Annotated in this window: 24 protein-coding genes; 14 read left to right on the top strand and 10 right to left on the bottom strand. The window is 41.3% G+C overall.

Annotation, left to right across the window (positions count from 1 at the left end; genetic code table 11):
• Positions 1–424: 424 nt before the first annotated feature.
• Positions 425–1036 carry a hypothetical protein gene (locus tag ACM0OR_RS03280; protein WP_414574977.1) on the bottom strand — a complete coding sequence of 204 codons (612 nt, stop codon included), beginning with the start codon at positions 1034–1036 and terminating at the stop codon, positions 425–427.
• 396 nt (positions 1037–1432) lie between these two features.
• Here ACM0OR_RS03280 and ACM0OR_RS03275 point away from each other — a divergent pair, with 396 nt between their 5' ends.
• From ACM0OR_RS03275 to ACM0OR_RS03250, 6 genes are all read left to right on the top strand, one after another.
• Positions 1433–3118, top strand: coding sequence for an NAD(P)H-quinone oxidoreductase subunit 4 (locus ACM0OR_RS03275; RefSeq protein ID WP_414574976.1), 1686 nt, complete (start codon positions 1433–1435; stop codon positions 3116–3118).
• A 368-nt stretch (positions 3119–3486) separates the two neighbouring features.
• Complete coding sequence (locus tag ACM0OR_RS03270; protein ID WP_414574975.1) at positions 3487–4473, top strand: STM4015 family protein; 987 nt, start codon at positions 3487–3489, stop codon at positions 4471–4473.
• Between the two features lie 29 nt (positions 4474–4502).
• Positions 4503–5639: an STM4014 family protein gene (locus tag ACM0OR_RS03265; RefSeq protein WP_414574974.1), complete on the top strand. Its 1137-nt coding sequence runs from the start codon at positions 4503–4505 to the stop codon at positions 5637–5639.
• Complete coding sequence (locus tag ACM0OR_RS03260; protein ID WP_414574973.1) at positions 5632–6432, top strand: STM4013/SEN3800 family hydrolase; 801 nt, start codon at positions 5632–5634, stop codon at positions 6430–6432. The genes ACM0OR_RS03265 and ACM0OR_RS03260 overlap by 8 nt, the downstream gene beginning before the upstream one ends.
• Positions 6393–7832 carry an STM4012 family radical SAM protein gene (locus ACM0OR_RS03255; RefSeq protein ID WP_414574972.1) on the top strand — a complete coding sequence of 480 codons (1440 nt, stop codon included), beginning with the start codon at positions 6393–6395 and terminating at the stop codon, positions 7830–7832. Before ACM0OR_RS03260 ends, ACM0OR_RS03255 begins: the two co-directional genes overlap by 40 nt.
• 56 nt (positions 7833–7888) lie before the next feature.
• Positions 7889–8788, top strand: coding sequence for an STM4011 family radical SAM protein (locus ACM0OR_RS03250; RefSeq protein WP_414574971.1), 900 nt, complete (start codon positions 7889–7891; stop codon positions 8786–8788).
• A 50-nt stretch (positions 8789–8838) separates the two neighbouring features.
• Here the strand turns inward: ACM0OR_RS03250 and ACM0OR_RS03245 are convergent, their stop codons facing one another.
• The 3 genes from ACM0OR_RS03245 to ACM0OR_RS03235 all read right to left on the bottom strand — a co-directional run bounded on the left by ACM0OR_RS03245 (position 8839) and on the right by ACM0OR_RS03235 (position 12742).
• A complete protein-coding gene (locus ACM0OR_RS03245) occupies positions 8839–9765 on the bottom strand; it encodes a Bpu10I family restriction endonuclease (RefSeq protein ID WP_414574970.1) in 927 nt (308 codons plus the stop codon).
• 56 nt (positions 9766–9821) lie between these two features.
• A complete protein-coding gene (locus ACM0OR_RS03240) occupies positions 9822–10985 on the bottom strand; it encodes a DNA adenine methylase (protein WP_414575043.1) in 1164 nt (387 codons plus the stop codon).
• 383 nt (positions 10986–11368) lie between these two features.
• On the bottom strand, positions 11369–12742 hold the full coding sequence (locus ACM0OR_RS03235; RefSeq protein ID WP_414574969.1) for a 1-acyl-sn-glycerol-3-phosphate acyltransferase: 1374 nt from the start codon (positions 12740–12742) through the stop codon (positions 11369–11371).
• A gap of 203 nt (positions 12743–12945) precedes the next feature.
• Between ACM0OR_RS03235 and ACM0OR_RS03230 the strand changes: the two genes are divergently transcribed.
• On the top strand, positions 12946–14760 hold the full coding sequence (locus ACM0OR_RS03230) for a proline--tRNA ligase (protein WP_414574968.1): 1815 nt from the start codon (positions 12946–12948) through the stop codon (positions 14758–14760).
• Between the two features lie 607 nt (positions 14761–15367).
• Complete coding sequence (locus tag ACM0OR_RS03225; RefSeq protein WP_414574967.1) at positions 15368–15967, top strand: GerMN domain-containing protein; 600 nt, start codon at positions 15368–15370, stop codon at positions 15965–15967.
• A 159-nt stretch (positions 15968–16126) separates the two neighbouring features.
• Here the strand turns inward: ACM0OR_RS03225 and ACM0OR_RS03220 are convergent, their stop codons facing one another.
• From ACM0OR_RS03220 to efp, 3 genes are all read right to left on the bottom strand, one after another.
• The gene (locus ACM0OR_RS03220; RefSeq protein WP_190704034.1) at positions 16127–16474 is read right to left on the bottom strand and encodes an ArsR/SmtB family transcription factor; all 348 of its coding nucleotides are present in this window, start codon (positions 16472–16474) and stop codon (positions 16127–16129) included.
• Positions 16475–16560: 86 nt separating this feature from the next.
• Positions 16561–17076, bottom strand: a complete 516-nt coding sequence (accB, locus tag ACM0OR_RS03215) for an acetyl-CoA carboxylase biotin carboxyl carrier protein (protein WP_414574966.1) — start codon at positions 17074–17076, stop codon at positions 16561–16563.
• 107 nt (positions 17077–17183) lie between these two features.
• Positions 17184–17741: an elongation factor P gene (efp, locus tag ACM0OR_RS03210; protein ID WP_190704040.1), complete on the bottom strand. Its 558-nt coding sequence runs from the start codon at positions 17739–17741 to the stop codon at positions 17184–17186.
• A gap of 203 nt (positions 17742–17944) precedes the next feature.
• Here efp and ACM0OR_RS03205 point away from each other — a divergent pair, with 203 nt between their 5' ends.
• Positions 17945–19051 carry a peptidylprolyl isomerase gene (locus tag ACM0OR_RS03205; RefSeq protein WP_414574965.1) on the top strand — a complete coding sequence of 369 codons (1107 nt, stop codon included), beginning with the start codon at positions 17945–17947 and terminating at the stop codon, positions 19049–19051.
• Positions 19052–19137: 86 nt separating this feature from the next.
• On the opposite strand, the gene ACM0OR_RS03200 is transcribed toward ACM0OR_RS03205, so the two are convergent.
• Entirely contained in the window at positions 19138–19734 is a 597-nt protein-coding gene (locus tag ACM0OR_RS03200; protein WP_414574964.1) for a Uma2 family endonuclease, read from the bottom strand.
• Between the two features lie 92 nt (positions 19735–19826).
• Here ACM0OR_RS03200 and thiL point away from each other — a divergent pair, with 92 nt between their 5' ends.
• Complete coding sequence (gene thiL / locus ACM0OR_RS03195; RefSeq protein WP_414574963.1) at positions 19827–20825, top strand: thiamine-phosphate kinase; 999 nt, start codon at positions 19827–19829, stop codon at positions 20823–20825.
• A 119-nt stretch (positions 20826–20944) separates the two neighbouring features.
• Here the strand turns inward: thiL and ACM0OR_RS03190 are convergent, their stop codons facing one another.
• Both ACM0OR_RS03190 and nadD read right to left on the bottom strand, forming a co-directional pair.
• Positions 20945–21958: a type I glyceraldehyde-3-phosphate dehydrogenase gene (locus ACM0OR_RS03190; RefSeq protein WP_190704051.1), complete on the bottom strand. Its 1014-nt coding sequence runs from the start codon at positions 21956–21958 to the stop codon at positions 20945–20947.
• Positions 21959–22074: 116 nt separating this feature from the next.
• Positions 22075–22701 carry a nicotinate (nicotinamide) nucleotide adenylyltransferase gene (gene nadD / locus ACM0OR_RS03185; RefSeq protein WP_323267557.1) on the bottom strand — a complete coding sequence of 209 codons (627 nt, stop codon included), beginning with the start codon at positions 22699–22701 and terminating at the stop codon, positions 22075–22077.
• 411 nt (positions 22702–23112) lie between these two features.
• Here nadD and murC point away from each other — a divergent pair, with 411 nt between their 5' ends.
• The 4 genes from murC to ACM0OR_RS03165 all read left to right on the top strand — a co-directional run bounded on the left by murC (position 23113) and on the right by ACM0OR_RS03165 (position 26849).
• Entirely contained in the window at positions 23113–24579 is a 1467-nt protein-coding gene (gene murC / locus ACM0OR_RS03180; protein ID WP_414574962.1) for a UDP-N-acetylmuramate--L-alanine ligase, read from the top strand.
• Positions 24580–24673: 94 nt separating this feature from the next.
• A complete protein-coding gene (gene murB / locus ACM0OR_RS03175; RefSeq protein WP_323267537.1) occupies positions 24674–25672 on the top strand; it encodes a UDP-N-acetylmuramate dehydrogenase in 999 nt (332 codons plus the stop codon).
• 175 nt (positions 25673–25847) lie between these two features.
• Positions 25848–26195: a YbaB/EbfC family nucleoid-associated protein gene (locus tag ACM0OR_RS03170; RefSeq protein WP_190704110.1), complete on the top strand. Its 348-nt coding sequence runs from the start codon at positions 25848–25850 to the stop codon at positions 26193–26195.
• A 177-nt stretch (positions 26196–26372) separates the two neighbouring features.
• Entirely contained in the window at positions 26373–26849 is a 477-nt protein-coding gene (locus tag ACM0OR_RS03165) for a low molecular weight protein-tyrosine-phosphatase (protein ID WP_414574961.1), read from the top strand.
• Positions 26850–26904: the final 55 nt, after the last annotated feature.

Here is a 26904-nt window from a genome sequence, read left to right as displayed (position 1 = left end):
AAATTTTATTGCTCTTTTAGTCTCCTAGAGCATTTCTGAGCATGATGGCAACTCAAACATAGTTTTCTTTCTCAAGGAAAATCAATCTGTAATATTCAGATTGGTATAGTTATGATGAATTTCCAAAGTTTACGACGCTACTTGGGAAATTTCCAAGGATTCCCTCTGCAATGATGGAATTATTCAGAATAGCAATTGCAGATTTCTGGTAAATGGATACAAGAATAGTTTACAGATAAACACATTAACATGATTGTTAGCCTCACTTACATAATGAGGTGTATTACCACCTACGAACTTAACTATAAGCACTGTTCGCTCAGAATTCATAAACCGGAAGACAGAAATCATCCTAGTCTGTTTACTACTTTAAGTAGATGTAACGTAGAAAAATGGGAATAGGGAAGGCGAAACATCATACTTGTTACAGTCCATCCCACTGGAATTCAGCTAGTAGTAATAAGCAAAAAACCATCAAAGCACCAGTGCAGAGAAATTGCCAAGCTAATATATAAGGCAAAACGAAAATCAAGAGTAAGTGCAGTATACCTACGAAGATTAAAGCACGCGATCGCACTCCCAAAGCAGTACAGAAGTAGCCAAATGCACTCAATCCCAACCACAAGGGACACAAATTTAACAAGATGACACTCCAGCCTAAGAAAATACCCAAATCAGTTAATATCACCCCCAACAGCATGAATATCACCCAGCAATATAAAACCCAGCTAACTTGTCGCACTTTTACCCAGTAACGAGTCCAAATTACCATCACAGCTATACCAATACAGCTAAGTAATGACCACAAAGCAGCTTGCAAACTCCAACTAATCGGCAAAAACTGGGCAGTGACAAACATAGGGATAAGCAATAAACTCCAAAATATACAAGCTTGATCAATGCAAGTATAAAAAGTGGAATAAAGCTTAATTTTGCCAATTTGCCAATTAACAAACACACTTCCTTCTAATTCATGTGTATCTACAGTTGTTTGTTTGCAACGTAGAGGCGGATCTGAATAATTAAAAAAGGTCATTTTTCTAAATAATTCAATTGTTAAAGTAAAAATGTTCGGTTTATTTAATATTGAAATTTAGTTATCTTTTATTCCCACTCTCTGTAGTCAGAAATTTAGTTTGTTATATTCTGCTACTAGGAAGAAAATCTGTAATTCTGTTTACAAAAAAATCGCTATGTAAAAAACCCCTAAAGAATTTTTCTCTAGAGGTATATCTTTGTGTTGACACTTTCCTAACTATCGGACTGCTATTTGATTTTTTGATAAGGCTTCTGTCCTGTCCCCTGTCCCCTATCCCCTGTCCCCTTCAATAGATTCTCTCTATGCTCAGGTATGGTAAAGATTTATTTGGATAAGTTCACAAACTTTAATACAATGGTGTTATTCACACATTAAGTATTTTTGCTCACTACCATGATGGCTGATGGATTTCCTTGGCTAACCGCGATTATTCTACTGCCACTCGTTGCTTCCTTGCTCATTCCCGTGCTGCCAGATAAAGATGGCAAGCTGGTGAGATGGTATGCCCTAGGTGTAGCGATCGCGGATTTTGTTTTGATGTGCTACACTTTTTGGCGGCATTACGATGCTAGCAGTCCGACTTTTCAACTTGCGGAGAATTATGCCTGGATACCTCAGTTGGGTTTTAGCTGGGCTGTTTCAGTTGATGGCATTTCGATGCCGCTTGTACTGCTAGCTGGATTTGTCACAACCCTAGCGATGTTGGCTGCATGGCAAGTTGACCTGAAGCCGCGCCTGTTTTATTTCTTAATGTTGGTGCTGTATTCGGCACAAATAGGGGTATTCGTTGCCCAAGACTTACTATTGTTCTTTATTATGTGGGAAATAGAACTAGTTCCCGTATATTTACTAGTATCTATTTGGGGCGGTCAAAAACGCCGCTATGCTGCCACAAAATTCTTAATCTACACCGCAGCCGCTTCCATTTTTATTCTCATAGCTGGGCTAGCAATGGCTCTCTATGGTGACAACACCACCTTTGATATTGTAGAACTGGGTACGAAAAATTACCCCCTAGCTTTAGAGTTATTACTGTACGCCGGATTATTAATTGCTTTTGGTGTCAAGCTGGCGATTTTCCCTCTACATACCTGGTTGCCGGATGCCCACGGTGAAGCTTCTGCTCCCGTGTCAATGATATTGGCGGGTGTACTCTTAAAAATGGGCGGATATGGACTAATCCGCATTAATTTAGAACTTCTGCCTGATGCCCATATTTACTTTGCGCCTGTCTTAGCAACTTTGGGTGTCATCAATATTATTTACGGTGCTTTAAACTCCTTTGCCCAAACCCATATGAAACGCCGCCTGGCCTATTCCTCTGTGTCTCACATGGGATTTGTGCTGTTGGGTATCGCTTCCTTTACCGATGTGGGTGTAAGTGGTGCAATGCTACAAATGCTGTCTCACGGTTTAATTGCGTCCGTGTTGTTCTTCCTGGCTGGTGTCACTTATGACCGCACCCACTCAATGACTATGGACAATCTGGGTGGTATTGGTCAAGTCATGCCTAAAGTATTTGCCTTGTTTACCGCCGGTGCAATGGCTTCCTTAGCACTCCCTGGGATGAGTGGCTTTGTGAGTGAACTTCAGGTATTTGTCGGTGTCACCACTAGCGACATCTACAGTCCCACCTTCTGCACAGTGATGGTATTCCTCGCCGCCGTGGGAGTTATCCTCACACCAATTTATCTGCTGTCGATGTTGAGACAGGTATTTTACGGTAGTGGTGCAGAACTCTCCTGCAACATTAATAACGCTGCTTATGAAAACAATGAGGACGAAGGAACAGCTTGTTTTGGTACAGACTGCTTACTACCTAGCCAAGCAGTATATAGAGATGCCAGTGTCAGAGAAGTTTTTATCGCCGCCTGCTTCTTGGTATTGATTATTGGTGTTGGTGTTTATCCCAAGATAGCGACCCAGATGTACGATGTGAAGACTGTAGCTATCAATACTCAGATACGTCAATCTTATACAGAAATTGCCCAAACCAATCCCGGCATATATGCGAAGGGATTTATTTCTCCGAAAATCACAGAACCTGAAGTGATGGCTGTGTCGGGAATTATCAAATAAATCATACTTTCGATAATATTAAGCGATCGCTCTATTGTTAGGCGATCGCTTTTTTTTCGTCCGCGCAGATAACATACGATAGAACAATGGAGAAGCGATCGCCGATAGCAAGTCAAAAAACATGGTAGCAATAGTTGATATTGGCATTAGTAGCCAGTATGGAAGCGGAGGAAATGGTGAATCAGTTGGTTTTCCTGCGATCGCTACTACAATAACGCAAAAGTAACCCCTACTATTCGTTTCTCCTAGGCTAGACAACAAAGTGAAACAAATGTACTATTAATTAAATCCCAAGTATATTGGCAAAAATTAGCATATTCACATAGATTTATGGTGAAACTTATTACCTACCCAGGGGTAAAGGCATCATGACAAACAATCAATGGCATCTTCAAGAACGTTTGCAGAAATATCCAGGTTATCGAGGTGAATATACTACCACCTTTGCAAACCGACCAGTAGTAGAATTTAATCCAGAGATGGGAATCAGCGATCCTGTAGGTACAGCTTATGCAATCAGATGTGAATATGATGATGAAGAAAACGCTGTAGATAAACTAGCAAAACTGCTAGAAGATGAGCAAGCAAATCATCTGCAAGCTTTAGTTTTTGGCCTTTGGGATGGGGATATGCCTAATGATAGTTCCCAGGGTGTAATTGAAGCGTTGGTATCTGCTAAAGATCAACTGACAAGTTTGCAAGCAGTATTTATTGGCGATATCCACTCTGAAGAGAGTGAAATCTCTTGGATTATGCAGAGTGATATTAGCCCCATCCTAGAAGCTTATCCTAACTTAGAAGTATTGCAAGTCCGGGGCGGTGAGGGTTTAGCTTTTAGTCCCTTCGTTGGACATGATCATTTAAAAGCACTGATTATTGAAACTGGCGGTTTGAGTAGTGCAACGATTAACCAGATTTGCGCCTTGAACTTACCAAAATTACAGCATTTGGAATTATGGTTAGGTTCAGATAACTATGGTGGCGACTCCTCCATTGTAGACCTCAACCCTATACTGATTGAACAAAAGTTTTCTAATTTAGATTATTTAGGGTTAAGAAATAGCGAATATTCTGATGATATTGCAGAAGCATTAGTACGTTCTCCCCTACTCAACACCATCAGAATTATTGATTTATCAATGGGAACTCTTAGTGATGTAGGTGCAGAATTACTCCTAAAAAATCCTGTTGTACAGCAATTAGATATTCTCAATCTGTCTGAAAACTATCTATCAAAAGAAATTATCAGCTTTGTAGAAGAACAACAGGGAAATTTTCATGTTCAAATCATGATAAATGGACAAAGAGGAGAAGACGAATACGACGAAGAACGTTATTGTGCTGTTGCTGAGTAAAGGGGACTGGGGATTGGGTAAGTAAACTAATGTTTAACTGTGTCATCATCGCCAACCTGGAAAATCGTCGGGTTGGCTTTATGCAACAAGCACTAGCACATTTTGATTTACCATCTGCAACCGTTGTATCTTATGCAGATTTGATTGCAGGTAGGGAGACGTTAGAAAAATTCAACGCACCTAATACTATTATTCGGTTTGAGTCGCCAGAGAAAAACTTTGAGGTAGAGAAAGCCATAATTTCGGCTGGTGCGGAAGTTCCAGATACAGGTAATCAACAGCGTATTAGTGCTAAAGCTGCGGCTGATTTAGTGTTTGATAAAGGACGGATTCTTTACCCGCGACAGTGGTATTTAGGCTGGCGATATTTATTACATCAATGGGAAAAGCAAGTATTATCGCCAGTGATGAATCATCCCTATGATATTAGTGTGATGTTTGATAAGCCATTATGTTGCGATCGCTTTTTTCATCACAATATCCCAATTCCGCGTTCTTTGGGTGTAATTCACAACTATGAGCATTTAAGAGAAGAGATGCAAATTCAGGGGTTGGAACGGGTATTCATCAAACTATCTCATGGTTCATCTGCCTCTGGAGTGATTGCTTATCGTGCCAATTCTCAGAGACAATCTGCCATCACCACTGTAGAACGAGTCCGCCAAAATGGGCAAACCCAACTTTACAACTCCCGTAAAATTCATCACTATACCAACCACGAAGAAATTACCGACATCATTAATATATTGACTACTGAAGGCGTGCAAGTAGAAGAATGGCTTCCCAAAGCACAAATTCAAGGACATCCGTTTGATGTGCGTGTAGTTGTCATTAACACAGAAGCACAACACATAGTAGTCAGATTAGGCAAAAGTCCCATGACTAATCTACACCTAGGTAACGAACGGGGAGATACAGCAGAATTTTTAGCTAAAGTTGGACATGAGAACTGGGAGAAGATGAAAAAAACCTGTGAAGCCGCAGCCGCATTATTTCCTAACAGCTTATATTGCGGAATTGATTTATTAATTTTCCCAGACTTTCACCGCCATGCCATTTTAGAAATCAACACCTTTGGTGATTTATTACCCGGAATTTTCTGGAATGGCTTCGACACATACACAAGCGAAGTGCAAGCAGTTTTAGAGAGACAAACAAATGCTTGACATGAATCAAATCGTCGGCACACACGACATAGTCTTTATCACATTCGATACTCTCCGTTATGACGTTGCAGTTAACTTGTTAGCACAAGGACGCACACCCAACTTAGCCGCAGTATTACCGCAAACTGGCTGGGAAGAACGCCATTCCCCAGGAAACTTTACTTACGCTGCACATCAAGCCTTTTTCGCCGGCTTCTTACCCACACCAGTTAAACCTGGAATACACCCAAGATTATTTGCTTTAGGGTTTGAAGGTAGCACAACCACCATAGAGCAAACGTGTGTACTAGAAGGTTCTAACATTGTCAGTGGATTAGCCATCAAAGGCTACCATACCGTCTGTATTGGTGGTGTCGGCTTCTTCAACAAACTCAACCCCTTGGGAAAAGTCCTACCTTCCTTATTTGCAGAAAGTCACTGGAGTAAAGAACTTGGTGTTACAGATCCCAACTCTACAGAAAATCAGATAAAACTAGCCGAAAAAATTCTCAAAGCAACACCCCAAACCCAACGCCTATTCTTATTCATCAATATTTCCGCACTACATCAACCAAACTACTTTTATCTCCCCGACGCGACAACAGACACCATCGCCTCCCACGCCGCCGCCTTAGAATACGTAGACAAACACCTAACCAAACTCTGGGAAGCACTAAAAAAACGCGCCGCCACCTTCTGCATCCTCAGTTCCGATCATGGCACAACCTACGGCGAAAATGGCTACACAGGCCATCGTCTCAGCCACCCCACAGTATGGACAATTCCCTACGCACAATTAATCCTCCCCAACTAAAAATCTCTTCTCCTCTTTCTTTGCGTCTTTGCGCCTTTGCGCGAAACCTTCAAAATCCAACTCCACCAAGCCAACTATCCCAAAAAATGCTCAACCAACTCCTAAAACAATCCCCCTATCAAACCTACGTCTACTCCTACCCCCACAAAACAGCCTATCGACCCCTAAACCCACCCATCAACCTCACCCAACTATGGACAAAACAAAATAAACAATCACTATTCCTCTACATTCACATCCCATTTTGTGAAATGCGCTGCGGATTTTGTAACCTATTTACCACAGTCACCCATAACGAAGACTTCGTTACCCAATACATCCGCACCATTCAACGACAAGCACAAAGAGTCAAAGCCGCACTAGGAAAAGCATCCTTTGCCAGATTTGCATTAGGTGGCGGGACACCAACCCAGTTACCCATACACCACCTAGAAACAATACTCAACATAGCCGAAGAAACGATGGGTGCTAACTTACAACAAATCCCCGTTTCCGTCGAGATGTCACCAGAGACAGCCGATAAAGATAAATTACAACTATTGCGCGATCGCGGCATTGATCGAGCTAGTATTGGCGTACAAAGTTTCATTGAATCAGAAGTTCTAGCCACCCAACGCCGCCAAACCATCCCCCAAGTAGAAGCCGCACTTACAAGAATGCGCGAAGCTGGCTTTCCCACAATTAACATTGACCTAATTTACGGACTACCCGGACAAACCGTAGATACATGGTTACAATCAATACGGTCTGCATTACGCTTCCAACCAGAAGAAATTTATCTATATCCCTTATACGTCCGACCCCTCACAGGTTTAGGACGTTCAGACAAAGAATGGGACGATATCCGTATATCATCTTACCGTGAAGGGCGATCGCTCCTCATCTCAGAAGGATACACCCAAATTTCCATGCGAATGTTCCAACGCGTGTCTCCCTTATCTCCCGCCTCTCCCGTCTACTGCTGTCAAGCCGACGGTATGGTAGGAATAGGTTGCGGCGCACGTTCCTACACAGACACCTTGCATTATTCCAATGAATATGCGGTGGGTTCAAAAGAAGTCCGCGATATTTTGCAAGCCTATATACAAACACCCGATGAAACCTTCGACTACGCCACCTATGGCTTTCAATTAAATATTGAAGAACAGCATCGCCGCTACATTTTATTATCTCTATTGTCTAATGAAGGTATAAATCTCACCGCCTATCAGCAAAGATTCCAAAGCAATATCTATACTGATTTCCCCGAATTAAAACAACTCATAGATTTGCAATTAGCCACACAACCAGAACAAATATTGTGTTTAACCGAAAAAGGAATTGAATATTCAGACACCATAGGTGCTTGGCTATTCTCAGAACAAGTCAACCAACTAATGCAAACCTACAACCTCAAATAACCTCTTACTCCTCTCCGCGCCTCTGCGTGCATAAATTCTCATACCCAAATTCAGCCATGCACCTTAAAATTCTCTATCGCGGTTCATTAATCAGTTGCAACTATGGTTGTGAATATTGCCCTTTCGCCAAAAAACAACAATCAGCCGCAGAGTTAGCAACGGATAAACAAGAAATAGAAAGATTTATTAACTGGATTGCTCAAAATTCACACTATAAATTTTCTATATTATTTACCCCTTGGGGAGAAGCCTTAATTCATAAATGGTATCAACAAGCATTAGTTAAATTAACCCAAATGCCTCATGTTCATAAAGCCGCAATCCAAACTAATCTTTCCTGTAAATTAGATTGGGTAGAAGATTGCAACAAAGCAAAAATGGCATTTTGGGCAACATTTCACCCAGAATGGGTAACGTGTAATAAATTCCTCTCGCAATGTTTAGAATTAAACCAGCGTGGCATTAATTTTAGTGCTGGCGTTGTTGGCTTTCCTCAATTCAAAGCACAGATTACTTACTTACGTCAAAACTTACCAATTCACATTTACTTATGGATTAATGCAGTTAAAAAGGAACTACCAAATTTATCACAAGAAGACAGAGCTTTTTTTCAATCTATCGACCCATTCTATGAACTAAATACTCAACATTATCCCAGTTTAGGTAAAACTTGCCGTGCTGGCAAATCATTGATTTCTATTGATGGTGAAGGAACAATAAAACGCTGCCATTTTATCAAATCACCCATTGGTAATATTTATGATTATAACTGGGAGGATTCACTCTTTGAACGTACTTGCATTAATGAAACCTGCCATTGTCATATAGGTTATGTTCACCTAGATTATTTAGAGTTAGATAAAGTATTTGGTTCTGGTATTTTAGAGCGTATTCCGCATAATTGGGATTATAATTTAGCAGCCTTGTTAACAGGCGAGTCTAAATATAAAGCTTAGAAATTAGTTTATTTATATAAAAATGGTTTAATATCATAATTTCCATCGCACTAAAAATATCTTCTATCAAGCACAACTTCTGCCCGATCATGTCCATAATCAGGAAAGCATTCATTCAAGTGAAAAATAAATCTCCTAAAACAATCTAAGTTAAGAGGATGTTCATTAACATAATTGATATATATGTCTCTATTTTGTCTTCTTCCATTAGCAGTTGCAAATTCACTTCGTATATTAGATGAAATTCTTTTTGCTTTTCTGAGTATAATCACCTCATCAATAGAAGTAAGTTTTGTATTTATAGGAGTCATATCAAGCCACTCACAAAGGAGTATGTATTTACAACCAGAAACCGCTCTTTTCAATTCATTTGCAGTTTGAGATGCTTCCTGAAACATAGTCTTATCTAAATTAGTTTTTATTTCAGTAGCAAAATAAGAAACTTCTATAGTTGCTGTGAAAATATCTTGCCCTGGTGGATTCTCTTTAATAATTATTTGGTGTGACTTACTCACGGAGAAATCTTGATCCTTTGTTTTTATAAATGCTCCTCCATCTTGAAGAGCTATAAATGGAGAATTAAAGCTTAAACCAGCAAAAGAAGTTTTCGAGCCGCACTCAAAATTTTGCAGTCTGCCAAAGCCAGGGACTAACCTAATATCAAACAGCCTTGGTAAAAACTCTTCTAAAATTGTGTTGTCAAGTTTTAATTGCCCCTTTTGTCTATACAGGAAATCCTCTTTTGAATCGAATATTAAATCTATATCAATAAAATTTTTATATTCATTTAATTTGTCAATCATGAACTTTAAAAGCTCATCACCTAATAGCTTATAACTATTGAGTTCATCTACCCAATTTTTGTATTTGTTTAGAGCTTCTTCTACCTTATGCTTGTCCAGAGAAGGAAGCTTATTATTGTCTAATAGCTTTTTAAGCTTATCTCCATGAGCAGATGATTTTTGAACTTTAACCATGTTTACTGTATTTTTTACGTTAATAGTGAATTTTTAACACATCCTGTACTTAAGTGCTAACTGGATGGGACTTCAAGGCTTAACCTTGGAGAAATTTGGACTTGAGAGGCAAAAGCTATTGCGCTATCTATATCTGTTTTAACATCTCCCTCTGCCTGTTTAATCGATCTCTGTAGTCCCCAAACGCCAACAGAGCGTGCAATTTCAAGATAATTAGACACTGGGCTACTCTCAGGCTTTAGCGTAAATATGTCTTCATAAATCTTTTCTCCGAAGCGGTTTGTAAAAAACCTTTCTTGCCACTTTTCTACAGCAAATCCTGCAACACCTAAAGCTATAATTACTACTAGTAGACTATTTTCAATACTTACTCCTCTAATAGAGGACGTTCGCCCAATTACAATAATTGCCTTACCTTCTTCACCTAATACCCTTCTCATTTCCAAAAAAGCACTACACATATCCATACAGTATTGAATTACTGTCAGGAATCTATTACCTCTGTGTTTTCTATTAGCACCGATCTCTGAAATTGCTGCCTGTAGTGGCTTCCATCCTAGTATTTCTAGTGCTTTTCGATAGTTTTGATGATAATTGAATACGTTTATATAAGGGGGAGATGTAAGTATTAAATCTATAGTTGAATCTTTGATTACTTCTAAATTACGAGCGTCACTAAGTAATACAGAATATTTTTTTTTACTATAAGGAAGCATTTGTATCGTATCTAAAACTGAATTGAGTGACTTGAAAAAATTCTCAGGCTTTGCTATGTTTTGATCACCCATTGCTAACATAACAGAGAGCGTTACAATTATGCGATTGTAAAAAGAATTTTGGCATTCCTTATAAAAATTAAGTAATTCTCCTTGAAAATCAACAATGTCTTTAGTGTCATATTTTAATAATGAATCTTTTTCAAAATAAGAAATATTTTTACTGACTAAGCTTCTAATTTCTCTACAAATAAACTGTCTATCACCTGAGTCAATTTCGCTAAAATTAACTATTGATGAAAAAAAATATGCCGCAGGATTTACATCTGCTCCATAGCAAGAAAAATTTTTTCTTGCTGATTCATATAAAGTAGTTCCACCTCCACAAAAAGGATCTAATATACAAAAATTATCAGAAGTGTTTTTTGCTAAAAGATACTCAACTAACTGAGGCGAAAATTGTCCCCGCCACGGAAATAGGCTATTCCTCTTTTTATTTTCTATATTCAGAAATGATTATTGTATAGCAATGTTTTTATCTACCTTAATCTTTGATAACTGCTCGACTATGCTTTCAACATTTGGAAATATCATTGAGGACATTTTACTATTGAACCGTGAGGTAAAAGAGATGTATATACTTTACCAGTAAAAACTTATGATTTATAGCAACAAGGTTGTTTTTAAAACTTTCTTCTTTGGTTAGTATTGATTTTTATGTCTTTCGTATTCTTCCATCCTTCATTTTTTATCAGAATACTCGTTGAACGTCCAGATATTTCTTTCTCCATTATGGCAATTAATAAATGCTACAATAGCTCTTGCTATCAAATAGTTACAGCATATTTAACGGGAAAAAAGTATCGTTTTGGGCTAGGGCTAATTCATCAAATCAAATTCTCCATCGCTTTTTGTAAATCATTCGTTAAATCAGCAACAGCTTGTCTCGCGCCTAAGCGACTCTCTTTATACACTGGGTAACATTCCGATACAGATAACGGTTCACCAATCGTTAATTTTACCCGTTGCTTACCCAAGGTTGGACGTTGAAAAGATTTATCGCCTTGAATTTGAGCAATCATTTTCCACAAGATTAAAACGGTTTCGGCAAATCTTTCTACTGTGGGTTTTTCGCGGATGTAGTTACCAGAAACAGCCACAAAACTTTCTACTAATCTCATGTGCCACATTCTAGCATTGGCTTCTTCTGCCACGCGATCGCCTAATGCTCTCTCGACAGCAGATAATCCTTTGATATCCTTATACTCTTCTCTAAATATATAGTTCCAGCCAGCCTGCTCTACCCGCCGACAGCGATCGCTAACTTGTCCCTTTGGTTGTACATTAAAATACTGCTCCGCTATTTCTAAGGCTGCACTCAATAAAGCTTGTAATCTTAATGCTAAGGCTTGATTGCGGTCTGTAACTTCCTCTGGGACAGTAGACAACTTAAGATGATAAAAACGCGTATAAAACTGTTCCATCAAAGACAGTAAGTGTTCAGCCAAAGTCAATAGACGCGGATACATTGACTCTAAATTGGGAATTTGGCTGTCTGGAATTGTATCTACAGGTAAACCGCTAGCAACTGCTAAGTCATCTAAAAGTTGAGCGATCGCATTCCAGGGAGCATCGACATAACTATATTTAATCCCGACTGGTACAATTAAAACTTGCTCGGTGCGTCCAGCTTTTTGCAAGTCTTCAGCACACCAAAAACCCATTTGAGCAATTCCTGGTTCTAAGGGACTGATGATTTCTGAAAGTCCATTAGTCGCGCCTTCTGGTGCTGCTGACATTGGGAACTTTCCATTGGCGAACAAATCCCGCGCCGAACGTAATCCCGTCCAGTCAGCCTTACCCCGTTGAATGGGAGTCCCACCCAAGTTTGACGCAAGCCAGCCAACATAGTCACCCGCCCAGAGAGGAATACCGCGATCGTAGATAAAATGAGCATGAATTGGATGTTTGAATGCTATACCCTGCTGTCGTGCTGCCTTTGGCACAAGTTGCGAAAGCAAATACACCAAAGCAAAAGGATCTTCGGTTTTAGGGTGGCGAAATGCAAGCAAAAAGCGGATTTTCCCCTCTTGAAACTGGTGATAGAGATTTGCTAAAACCTCTACATTCTCTGCTTCAATTTGGGTAATGGGAGTTTGAGTGCGTATCCATGTTGGTAGAAACAGGTGAACAAATCGCAGCAATAAAGGATTAAAAGCTGGGGGGATAAATTCTAAAGGTGGTTGTGCTTGGTAAATCATGATATTGGGGACTGGGGACTGGGGATTGGGGATTGGGGAATTGGGGAATTGGGATTGAATCTAAAATTTAAAATCCAAAATCTAAAATCCAAAATCTAAAATTCTTAACCTATACTTTGTACTTCATACTTCATGCTTAGTATTTCGTGCTTGAGTTGATACAGAAATTAGCGATTTTGCAATCAGGAGTTAAAAAATAAACGATGCGACTGTCACAAATGTTATTCGTCACACTGCGGGATGATCCGGCTGATGCGGAGATTCCTAGCCATAAGTTGTTACTACGTGCTGGTTACATTCGTCGCATCGGTAGCGGTGTTTATGCTTATATGCCTTTGATGTGGCGCGTACTGCAAAAGGTTTCTCAGATTGTGCGGGAAGAAATGAACGCTACAGGCGCACAGGAATGTTTACTTCCCCAACTCCAACCGTCTGAGTTATGGAAGGAGTCGGGACGCTGGGATACTTACACCAAGGCTGAGGGGATTATGTTTTCCCTGATTGACCGCCGTGAACAACAATTAGGATTAGGGCCGACGCACGAGGAAGTGATTACTGCGATCGCTCGTGATATGATTCGCTCTTACCGTCAGCTACCCCAGCACCTCTACCAAATACAAACTAAGTTCCGTGATGAAATTCGCCCCCGCTTCGGTTTAATGCGCGGTCGGGAATTTATCATGAAGGATGGCTATTCTTTCCACGCCGATGAAGATAGCCTGAAAAAAACTTACCAAGATATGTACCAAGCATACAGCAATATGCTGCGGCGTTCTGGTTTGGCTTTCCGTCCAGTGGAAGCTGATTCTGGTGCAATTGGTGGTTCTGGTTCAACAGAATTTATGGTGTTGGCGGAAGCCGGCGAAGATGAAGTTCTCTACACCGAAGATGGTAAGTACGCCGCGAATGTCGAAAAAGCGGTTTCTTTACCTGCTGACGCTGAACCTTCGCCGTTTACTACCTATGAAAAACGGGAAACACCGGGAACAGAAACAATTGAAACAGTCTGTAAATTCCTCAAGGCTGCTTCTACACAAGTAGTCAAAAATGTTCTTTACCAAACAGCTTATGATAACGGCTTAACGGTTTTGGTACTGGTAAATATTCGTGGTGATCAAGAAGTTAACGAAGTCAAATTACAGAACGAATTGACTAAATTAGCTCCTAATTACGGTGCAAAAGCGATTATTGGTTTAACTGTTCCCAGTGCAGAAACACAGCAAACTTGGGCAGCTAAATCTTTACCTTTAGGCTACATTGCCCCTGATCTTGCTGATGAATATATTGCCGCAAACAAACAAATTCATCCTAAATTTGTCCGGTTAGTTGATCAAACCGCCGTTGAGTTAAAAAACTTCATTACTGGTGCAAATGAAAGCGGCTATCACGTCGTGGGTGCGAATTGGGGTGAGCAATTTCAGCTAGCAACAAGTGTAGTCGATATCCGCAAAGCTAGACCAGGCGATCGCGCCCTTCATGACCCGCAACAAACCTTAAAAAGTGCTAGAGGCATTGAAGTCGGTCATATTTTCCAATTAGGCATAAAATATTCCCAAGCAATGGGCGCAACCTATACTAATGAACAGGGTGAAGAAAAACCTTTAGTTATGGGTTGTTACGGTGTCGGTGTCTCCCGTTTAGCCCAGTCAGCCGTAGAGCAATCTTACGATAAAGATGGCATAATTTGGCCAGTAGCGATCGCACCTTATCAGGCGATCGTGACCATTCCCAACATTAATGATGCTCAACAAGTAGAAATTGCGGAAAAACTTTACACGGAACTGAATCAATCAGGAGTAGAAACATTATTAGATGACCGCAATGAAAGAGCCGGAGTAAAATTTAAAGATGCTGATTTAATCGGCATACCTTATCGAATTGTTACCGGACGAGCAATTACCAACTGCAAAGTTGAAGTTGTAGAAAGAGCAACTCGTAAAGCTCAAGAAATTCCCATAGAGGAAGTTGTGGCTACGCTTAAACAGTGGATCAAGGCAGCAACAGAGACTAACAATTAAATATCTAGGGCGCAGAGTAGTCAATACAATCCTTCCTCTGCGTTCTTCATAAAACTGTTAAGAATCTGATGGAAAGATAAGATTTACAGATTTACATAATTGGGCAGGTGACGGATTAGAAAGATAAATTATAAAATGAAAAATAAAAAAGAGTTTAGAATTCAACTAGATGGAGTTAATTAACCTAATTAAATTTTCCACTCAATGGGGATATTAGACCCATTGATTTCTCAATCAGTTGTCAAGTAGCTACCATAAACTGCGTACATCAGGATAAATGAAAATACTTTTTAACCTATTCCCTACCGTTTCCAAGTGCCTTATTTTCGAGTAGCAATTTTGACTTCTAATTTCACTCCGTATGTAACTTTCTTTCCAACCTAACCCCCAACCTTTTCCCTAGTAAGGAACGCAAGCTATGGAGAGAGGTTTCAAGAATAAATCGCACATCGCGTAAGTCCTGAATTCTCCACTCAAAAGCCCCGGATGGAAATTTACCAGCTATCAGTTTAGATTTTTGGAAACTCTATACTTTTAACTATCGTCCCTAACCAGGCTGCTCTCCACAAACAGACTACCTCAGCCCCCAGTCAGGAAGGTTTTAAAAATGAACGACCAACAAGGAAAACGTATATCTTCAGGTGTTATTGCAGCCGTCTCCGCCGCAGTTGTAGCCGTTGGTGGCGGTGTGGCTTGGTTAACTGCCAACACCAATTCTCCGACACAATCAACCCCATCGCAAAGAATCCAGCAGCCATACAATACACAGCCAGGTAATGAACAAACAACTAATGTTTATTGGCTCAAAACCAACGAAAAAAGCATAGAATTAGTTCCTCAGCCTATTAGAGTAGCATCGGTTCGACCTAACCAAGTTCTAGAGCAGGCTTTTCAAAGTTTGTTAGCAGGCCCCACAGAAGGGACAAATTCCACCACCATTCCCCAAGGAACTAAGTTATTGGGGCTAAAAGCGGAAAATAAGGATGAAATCCACGTTAATTTATCTGAAGACTTTACCAGTGGTGGTGGCAGTACCTCTATGGTAGGTCGTGTAGGTCAAGTAGTTTATACCGCCACAACATTAAACCCCAATGCCAAAGTTTATATTGAGGTCAACGGTAAACCATTAGAGGTTTTAGGTGGTGAAGGTGTAGAGATAGAACAACCCATGACCCGCGAAAGCTTTAAAAGAGAGTATCCACTTTAATGAAACTGTTGACTGTTGACTGTTGAGGAATCTCCTCTACCCGTATGCTCCCAGTCTCCAGCCTTGCAATGAGTGGATTTGCAATGAGTGGATTTTAGATTTAGATTATTCAATCCAAAATCTAAAATCCAAAATTCCTAGCCCCCAGTTCTCTTTCATTTAATTTTTACTACTTAGCACCCTAAAGTTACGGGCTTGCTGCTCTAGCCTAGTGGCGAGGCGATCGCAAACCCGATTACATAATTCAAAAATCATTTCATCTTCCACCCTGTAGTAAGCACAAGTCCCTTCACTGCGGCGGCTAAGAATCCCAGCTTGCCACATTACCTTCAGGTGTTTGGACACGTTTGCCTGTGAAGTGTGTGTTGCTTCTACCAATTCTTGTACACATTTTTCTTCATCCCGCAATAAGTGCAACAGGCGCAGACGCATCGGCTCGCTTAAGAGACTGAAGTATTCAGCTACTTGTTGCACTACTTCTGGCGGTACAGGCAACGCTTGTTTCATCAGGATTAACCCGCAGAACTCCAAATGTTAACAATGATTCATTCATTCATGAAGAATAATGACTCACTTGTTATATAGATTAATACCTAATCAGGGTTAATTCTCATCAAAGGTTGGTTATATTCCACCGGTTCACCATTTTGGATGAGAATTTCTACGACTTGCCCAGAAACCTCAACCTCGATTTCATTCATCAGCTTCATCGCTTCGATGATGCAAACTGTTTGACCTTTACGGACGCGATCGCCCACTTCTACAAACGCCGCTTCCCCCGGTGCAGGAGCGCGGTAAAATGTCCCCACCATTGGGGAAGGCACTTCTACAAATTTCTGGTCAATGATTGGCGGAGAACTTGCCCCTGAGTGTGCGCCAGAATTAGTTACCGCATGGTCAGCAACACGATTGCCAACTTCCGGTGCAGAAATTTGTGGTGATGGCTGTGCGATCGGTTGCACCGATGGCATGGATACAACGTGATTACTCACATTAGCAGCTTTACGTACTGTTAACTCAAACTCATCACTTTTGAGTGTTACTTCTGCAATATCAGTTTCTGCAATAGTTGCCAACAGTTGGCGAATTTCATTAAAGTCCAATGGCACAGTTTTTTTTACCTCGACCTGTCCGTAAATAAGAATTTTAAGTTTGGCAGGGATTTAATCCCCCTGGAGGGATTGAAATCGGGATTGCCTCAAGAATGAAAGCAAACTTATTCCCTGCCTATGTATTTATCATCACGGGTATCAATTTTGATGCGTTCTCCTTGGGTAATAAACAAAGGAACCATCACAGTTGCCCCGGTTTCCACAGTCGCCGGTTTAGTCCCACCTGTAGCAGTGTCACCTTTCACACCTGGATCTGTTTGCGTCACCTCTAAAACTACAGAATTAGGCAGTTCCACTTCTAGAACTTGCTCACCCCAACGAATCACGTTCACTTCCATACCTTCCTTGAGATACTTGACGCGATCGCCAATTTGGGCAGCACTCAATCTACCCTCTTCGTAAGTTTCCATATCCATAAAGACGAACTCATCGCCCTCTTTATAGGTATGCTGCATCGTGAGTTTTTCGAGAGTGGCCTGCGGCACACTTTCCCCCGCCCGGAAAGTTCTTTCTAAAACCTTGCCGGTTTGGACACTTTTAAGTGTTGTCCGTACAAAGGCAGAACCCTTACCTGGCTTAACGTGAAGGAAATCAATCACTCGCCATACAGACCCATCTAATACAATTGATACGCCGGGTCGAAAATCGTTACTGGAAATCATGAAGCTTTTAAATCGTGGAAGACAATCGGCATTTATTGTACCCTTCTAGGGTAGTAATTAGGTAATTAGTCAATAGTTATATAGTCATTGGTCATTGGTCATTACTCAGCACCGGCTAAACGCCGCGCTACCGCTAACAGCACTCAGCACTCAACACTCATGTATGGGAAGATGAGTGTTGAGTTACGCATTTTAGCCATACCATGTTGAATTTATTAAAATCCTGGCTGAAGAACAGCCTCATGGCAATACTGTTGGTAACAATATTTTTAGGCATAAATACAGCTGGCTGGACTCCTTCCAGTAACGCTGCCTTGCCATCTGGAAACGCAATCACTGACGGCAAAGCTCTATTAAGATATGCACTCCCGATAGATAATAAGCCAGTACGTCAATTGCAAGCCAGTCTAGAAGATATCTCTACTCAACTGCGTGCAAATCGGCGATGGGGTGCTGTCTCCAGAGACCTGAGTAAAGCATCCCGCATTCTTGATAAACCTTCACAAATCCTAGCAAGCGTTCCGGAAGAACGCCAACCTCAAGCCGAAGCTTGGCTGAATGAATTAAAGTCTGGCGTGGAAAAAAGTAAAGAATTGACCCAAACCAAAGACAAAGAAAAAATGCTCGAAGAGAGAGCAAAACTGCTGAATTTGGTATCTCTATTAGAAGAGTCAATGGTCAAGGAATACCCCTTTGAAGTTCCAGAAGAGTACAGTAACCTCCCACAACTCAAAGGTCGTGCCACAATTGCTATCAAAACCAATAAAGGTAATTTGACAGTTGTTGTAGATGGTTACAGCGCACCTGTAACTGCTGGTAACTTTGTCGATTTAGTAAAACGTGGTTTTTACAACGGCTTAGAATTTACCCGTTCAGAAGAGTCTTATGTTCTACAAACCGGAGATCCACCAGGAAAAGAACAGGGTTTTATTGATCCCAAAACAGGCCAATACAGAGCTATTCCCCTAGAAATACTTGCAGAAGGTGACAAAGCCCCCACCTATGGTATTACCTTAGAGCAAGCTGGTCGTTATCTTGATATGCCAGTTTTACCTTTCTCTTCCTTTGGTGCATTGGCTATGGCTCGTCCTGAAAGTGAAGTTAATGGCGGTTCTTCTCAAGTCTTCTTTTTCTTGTTTGAACCAGAACTCACCCCCGCCGGACGTAACCTATTAGATGGTCGTTACTCTGTTTTTGGCTATCTCATTGAAGGTAGAGAAATCTTGGATATCCTCAAAGCTGGTGACAAAATTGAATCAGCTACCGTAGTTCAGGGAATAGAAAACTTAGTAGAACCCCAAGCAGCCTAGACAATTATTTTGTAGAGACGCGTTTAATCGCATCTCTACAGATTCATAAAAAGTCAGGAGAGTGTCAACCTTCTTCGCTCTCCCAACTAACCAAGATTTCCAGCCGCTAACACCTGCTCAACGGCGATGGCGTTCCGCCCAGCGTAGCTGATCGCTATTTCTCCAAAAGTCCGCGATATAATTTTCTGATTATCTGTATATACTGTCTCTTCGTACAGTCCTTCTTCCAGCAACAGCACAGAGATTTTCTTTTCTAACGGGTCTACAATCCAATATTCTGGTACTTCAACCGCCGCATATTCAGAACGCTTATAACGATAGTCCCGCTTGATGGAATCTGGACTGATAACCTCTACAATTATTAACTGCGGTGATTCAAAGACGGCTGATACATTGATCAATTCTCTTGCTTGTTCCTGCGTCACCACACACAAATCACTTAACCTAGACTTATTTCTTCCTGTCCTTACCCCAGCTTCCCGAAAAGTTAACCAAGGTAAATCCAAACGCTTAATTTCTGCTTTGAATGCGGTGTCTACAAAATCGACAATCAAGAAATGTTGAATTGTAGGGGGGTTCATTAATTCCAGTCTGCCATCCACTAGTTCATAGGGAAAACCACTGCCATCATCATAATTTAAGTAATCTTCAAATGTGAGATTTGTTACTAGTGAAGTGAGCATCCCAACCGACCCCTAGACGATAACATTATCCTATCTTGAGGGAGTAGGGACTGGGGACTGGGAAAAAGCAGAGGATTAATGACTAATGAATAATGACTAAAGTTAAAGATATTGGCGAACAAGGCCTTCTAGAAAGATTACAGCGTTTCTGTCCACCAGAAATTATTGGTGATGATGCGGCGGTATTGGTGACAGCACCAGAGCAATCTTTAGTTGTCACCACAGATATGCTAGTTGACGGTGTGCATTTTAGTTATATCACCACGTCCCCAGAAGATGCTGGTTGGCGTGCTGCGGCTGCTAATTTGTCAGATTTGGCAGCAATGGGTGCTTCTCCCTTGGGAATTACTGTGGGACTGGGACTTCCTGGTGATTTGAGTGTGAGTTGGGTCGAAAGCTTATACCAAGGGATGACAGAATGCCTGCAACAATACGATACCCCGATTGTGGGTGGGGATGTAGTGCGATCGCCTATTACTACAGTTTCAATTACCGCCTTTGGTCAAGTTCACCCCCATAAAATTATCCGTCGCTCTGCCGCCAAAGTCGGCAATGCAATTATTGTCACAGGTGTTCATGGGGCATCTCATGCGGGCTTAAAATTACTGTTAAACCCTGAATTAGGGCAGAACCTCACCCCAGTAGAAAAGACGGTTCTAATCAAAGCACACCAGCGTCCCCAACCACGATTAGATGTCTTACCCCTCATTTGGCAGATTTTAGAATATCCATTCCCTATTGCCGGTATGGATAGCAGTGATGGGTTAGCAGATGCTGTCTTACAAATTTGTCGCGCCAGTGGTGTTGGTGCAATCTTAGAAAGTGAGCAAATTCCTCTACCAACAGCTTTTACTCATTGGTTAACTCCAGAGCAAGCCCTAGAATATGCTCTGTACGGTGGTGAAGACTTTGAACTAGTGCTGTGTCTACCACCAGCATTGGCAAAAACTCTCATACAGATGTTAGATAACAGTGCAGCCATCATCGGCACTATTACATCTCATTCCCAAGTCATACTTAAGCATCAAGATGAAAAAATCCCTGACCGAGTTCTCAGCCTCAGTCAAGGATTTCAACATTTTAGTCAATAGTCAACAGTTCAAAATCCAATTACAAATCCAAATTTATCAACCTTCTAAAATCAGGTCTTCTTAATTTTGAATTTTGTTAGCGCAGCGTTAGCGAGTCTGCGAGCGTCATTTTGAATTGATTAGACCCACTTTTCAGCGACTAATTCAGCCAAATCTAGAACGCGTTGGCTGTAACCCCACTCGTTGTCATACCAAGCCATGACTTTAACCATGTCATTACCCATAACCAGAGTCAAGTTAGCATCAACGATAGAAGAAGCATCGCTACCTTGATAATCGGAAGATACCAATAGCAGTTCGCTGTAGTCCAAAATGCCTTTGAGTGAACCTTCAGCCGCATCTTTGAGAGCTTGGTTAACTTCTTCCGTAATAGTACGCTTCTCAACCTGAACTACGAAATCTACCATTGAGACGTTCGGGGTAGGTACGCGTAAGGCAACACCATTCAGCTTACCTTTAAGGTCTGGAATTACTAGTGCCACTGCTTTTGCTGCACCAGTAGAGGTGGGGACAATGTTGATGGCTGCTGCCCTTGCCCGGCGTAGATCACGGTGAGATGCGTCTAGCAATCGCTGATCACCTGTGTAGCTGTGAGTGGTAGTCATCGTACCTTTGATGATGCCGAATTTGTCATTCAACACCTTGGCGATGGGTGCGAGGCAGTTGGTTGTACAGCTGGCATTACTAATAACATGATGTATGTTGTGGTCATAATCATGATGATTCACACCAATTACAAATGTACCGTCCTCGTTTTTACCGGGGGCAGTGATGAGAACCTTTTTTGCACCAGCATTAACGTGCCTCAACGCTCCTTCTTTGCTGGTAAATACACCAGTGGCTTCGATAATTAAGTCAATTTCCCACTCTTTCCAGGGCAAGTTTTCTGGGTTGCGATCAGACACGCATTTAATGGTCTTGCCATTAACGGTGATAGAGTTGTCATCGGCGGTAATGTCAACATCCTTTAACTTCCCAAGCATTGAATCATACTTCAGGAGGTGTGCATTAGTTCTAGGATCTGATGTGTCGTTAACAGCTACTAGGTCAATATTGCTATTTTCTCGTCCTAGCCAACAACGTGCAAAATTACGTCCGATACGCCCGAAACCATTTATTGCGACTCTAATCACAGTATCTTGCCCTCTGTATATATGCCTATAAGTTGATATCTTTGACCCCAATCATATCGCAAAGGGGGGGAGTATTTATAACCTTAAAGTGTTGGATCAATAAAAAAAAACATATTTTATTCAGATTCATCTGAGTAGAGGTTGTGAGCAGCAATGTAGGATCTAACCTCTTCTGGCACTAAATGAGTAATTAATTTCCGCTCTCGACACAGGTTACGAATTAGACTTGACGAAACTCTCACTAATGGTGTATGCAAGAGTTGCCAGCGAATAGTTACTAACTGCTTTGCCAGTTTTTTCTCGACTTGCTTGCAGATTGATTCACTTTGAGCTATATTCTCACCACCTAGCAATCTAGGTGCAATTAGCCAATCACACATTGGTGCTAGTTCGTGTCTACGGTACCAACGAGGTAAGGTTTGGAAAGTATCTAAACCTACAATCCAGTACCAGTGAGTATTTGGGTAACAAGTAGACAAGTCGATCAAAGTGTTGATCGCATAAGAAACCTCTGAGCGTTTTGCCTCTATCTCTGAGACCGTAAACGCTGATATTTCTCTTGTAGCTAATTGTAGCATTGCCACCCGATGCTCAAATCCGGCAGCTTTTTTGTGAGGAGGATTTCGGGACGGCACCCAGATAACCTTATCTATGGGTACTTGATGCCAAGCTGTCTCAGCTATTAGCAGGTGTCCCCAATGAACTGGATCAAATGTGCCACCAAAGATTGCCAGTTGCTGCATTTGGTTATGCCTTGGCTCTATGCAATCGAAAATCATTTTCATTCCTAAAGGAATATCTTAATCAATTCATGCTTTGGCTTGATGAAATCTTAAAAGTATTTTCGCTACGAATGTACTTAATCTAGCTAACACCAGTAAGGACTCAAAAAGTATGTATTTCAAATTACAAGAATTTCTTTCCCGATGTGACGGAAATTTACTGAATAGTCTTAAAAACAGTTTGGAAATAGCAAAAACCTCCAACCGATGTAAAATCGTTCTCAACGAAAGAAAACACAACAAAACAGCCCGATAACATCAAGAATGAAAAAGATATAGAAGTAGTTACGGTAAAAATCAAAATCCTGTTATGATACGCGTGTCATTTGTGATTATGGTGTGGTGTGGTGTGGTGTTTAAGAGGAGCAATCAATGAATAATGCTGTAGATTTTGGCGGTAGACCGTTTCATTTTATTGGTATCGGTGGTATAGGTATGTCTGCCTTGGCATACGTGCTGGCTAAACGTCAATTGCCAGTATCAGGTTCTGATCTGCGACCAAATCATATTACACGTAAGTTAGAATCTATCGGGACTCATATTTTTAGTAGACAAGAGGCTAGTAACCTCGAATTTTTTCATCCTCAAGTGGGAGCTAATGAAATAGAATTAAATTCAGAAAAACAAGTTCCTTCTATCAAGGCAAACCTGCCTCAAGTTATTTGTTCAACAGCAATTAATGCCAACAATCTAGAGTATAAAGCAGCTCTGGAATTAGGTTGTCCAATTTGGCATCGTTCAGATTTACTAGCAGCCTTGATTGCCGAACACCATAGCATAGCCGTAGCAGGAACTCATGGTAAAACTACAACCAGTAGCATGATTGGCTATATGTTATTGGAAGCTGGTTTAGACCCTACGATTATTGTAGGTGGTGAAGTAAATGCTTGGGAGGGCAATGCTAGGTTGGGGCAAAGTCACTATTTGGTAGCGGAAGCAGATGAATCTGATGGTTCGCTAGTGAAACACGCTCCTGAAATTGGCATTATTACTAATATTGAATTAGATCATCCTGACCACTACGACACCTTAGAAGAAGTAGTTGAGACCTTCCAAAAATTTGCCCAGGGTTGTAAAACCTTAGTGGGCAGCATTGATTGCACTACAGTACGCGATCGCCTCAAACCTACAATCACCTACAGTCTCCATCCAGAGACTGACGCTGACTACACTGTGACTAACATTGACTATCATGCCAATGGAACTGCTGCTTTAGTCTGGGAAAAAGGTAAAGCCTTGGGAGTGCTGAATATGCGCTTGCTGGGTCGCCATAACTTGAGTAATGCTCTAGCTGGTGTAGCTGTTGGGCGTATTTTAGGCTTAGAATTTGGAGCGATCGCCAAAGGTATCGCCACCTTTGAAGGTGCTAGACGACGTTTTGAGTTTCGCGGTGAAGTTGATGGTATTACCTTTATTGATGACTACGCTCATCATCCAAGCGAAATTCGTGCAACCCTAGCTGCGGCAAGGCTGCAAGCCAGACCAGGACAAAGAGTAGTGGCGATATTCCAGCCCCATCGCTATAGTCGGACGTTAACCTTTTTAGAAGAATTTGCTGAGTCTTTCACCCATGCTGACTTGGTGGTACTAACTGATATTTACAGTGCTGGTGAACCCAATTTAGGACAAATCAGTGGTGAACAGTTAGCTGAGGCTGTAGCTAAAGAACATCCCCAGGTAGTTTATCAACCAACTTTACCTGCTGTAAATGAATTTCTACTGCAAACTCTTAAGACTGGGGACTTAGCACTATTTTTAGGTGCAGGTAACTTAAATCAGGCGATTCCTGAAATCATTACTGCACTTTGCGAACCGGCTACAGCTACAGCTACATTATAAAAGTTTTGCCTGAGCAAGAGTTTTATCAATTCACTCTATTGCTGTACTCATACAGCAGATAAATGTAAAAATTTCACAATTTATTGATGTAAAGATGAAAATTTCCCAGGCAGCTGGAAACGCCTGCACAGTTCCTGCTTCTACAGTAGAAACACAGGAAAAAAATGATTTAAGTGAAGGTAAAATCATTTACTTACCAGGTACTAATTGCGAAATCAAGTCCCAAGCTTTTTTATCTGCATATACTTCCTATCGAGTTGGTGGAGCGGCTGAATGGTACGTTGCACCAAGGAACATAGAAGCATTGCAAGCCAGCATCAAGTATGCACAAGAACATAATTTAAGAGTCACCACCCTAGGCGCAGGCTCTAATCTGTTAGTTAGCGATCGCGGTCTAGACGGTCTAGTGATCGGTACTCGCCATCTACGCTACAGCCACTTTGATCCTGTCACAGGCCAATTAACCGTCGCGGCGGGAGAATCAATTCCTAGTTTGGCATGGGCAGCAGCACAACTAGGCTGGCAAGGTTTAGAGTGGGCTGTTGGTATCCCTGGAACATTGGGAGGTGCAGTAGTAATGAACGCCGGCGCACACAGCAGCTGCATCGCAGATATGTTAGTGAGTGCTGAAGTCCTCTCCCCAGATGGGACATTAGAGACTCTAACACCTGCTGACTTAGGTTATACATACCGCACTTCACTACTACAAGGTAGCGATCGCATCATCACTCAAGCCACCTTGCAACTCAAACCAGGATTTGACCCCGCCCAGGTTGTAGCCATTACCAAACAACACAAACAGCATCGGCTGAGTACCCAACCCTACAACTTCCCCAGTTGTGGCAGCGTGTTCCGTAATCCCACACCTTACACGGCTGGGTGGTTAATCGAACACACAGGTTTGAAAGGCTATCAAATTGGTGGCGCACAAGTAGCTCATCTCCACGCCAATTTTATTGTCAATCGTGGTGGAGCAAAAGCCAACGATATTTTTAACCTAATTCGCCATATCCAGCACACAGTCCAAGAGAACTGGTCAATATGGTTAGAACCAGAAGTCAAAATGATGGGTGAATTTCAGGCTGCTGCTTGAGGTGCAGAGAACTCTTAAGAGGTAGGGAGAAGAGCAGAGGAGAATGAATCTTGCCCAATTCCCTATGCCTAATTCCCTATGCCCATTAAATATTAGTAAAAAAAGAGGCAAATTCCCGGCCGCCTCTATAATTGAATTTGATTTGTTATTCAAAGCACACGCGGATAATTTAGTTATGGCAGAAAAAGGACAAGGATTTGGCTTTGGCTTAGGAAAAATGAAAGAACTAGCCGAAGCGTTCAAAAAAGCACAACAAGTTCAAGAGGGTGCAAAGCGACTCCAAGAAGAATTGGAGCAAATGGAAATTCTGGGAGAGGCTGGTGGTGGACTAGTGAAGGTAATTGTCAGCGGCAACCAAGAACCCAAGCGCGTGGAAATTTCTCCCGATGCTTTAGCACAAGGCTCAGAAATGCTTTCCGACTTGGTGACAGTAGCCATGAAAAGTGCCTACGAAAAGTCTACAGCCACCATGCGCGAACGCATGGAAGAATTGACCAGTGGACTAGAACTACCTGGGTTTTAGCGATTAGTCATTAGTCATTAGTCATTAGTCACTCGTCATTAGTCATTCTTCAAAAGATTTGTTGACTATAGACTGTGAACTACTGACTTTTGACATATCTATAGTAGAATTTTATATCAATCTTTAGGAATAAGTCTTCAGATTCTCCCAATAGATTCCTATTACGAATTACGAATTATGAATTATAAACTGTTGTTTGTCTGTTTGGGGAACATCTGCCGTTCACCATCAGCAGAGAACATCATGAATTATTTGATTGATCAAGCTGAATTAAGCGATCGCATCCTTTGTGATTCGGCTGGCACATCTAGCTATCACATTGGCAGTCCACCAGATCGCCGTATGAGTGCCGCAGCCTCGACAAAATTAGGAATTAAGCTACAAGGACAAGCTAGACAACTCCAGAAATCAGACTTTCAGGAATTTGATCTGATTTTAGCAATGGATCGAGATAATTATGACAATATCATTGCCCTTGATCCTACTGGACAATATCACCATAAAGTGATTTTGATGTGTGAATTTTGTTCTCGACACACCCTTAAGGAAGTTCCAGACCCCTACTATGGTGGAACGGAAGGCTTTAATCAGGTAATTGATTTACTCCTTGATGCGTGTGAAGGACTATTGCAACATATTGTGAGTGCTGAGTAGTGAGTGCTGAGTGCTGAGTAGTGAGTAGTGAGTAGTGAGTAGTGAGTAGTGAGTA

It is taken from the genome of Anabaena sp. CCY 9402-a (assembly GCF_963920945.1).
Classification (GTDB): Bacteria; Cyanobacteriota; Cyanobacteriia; order Cyanobacteriales; family Nostocaceae; genus Trichormus; species Trichormus minutissimus.
The sequence above is the reverse complement of the archived record's forward strand: the minus strand, read 5'-3'. Positions and strand labels throughout refer to the sequence as shown.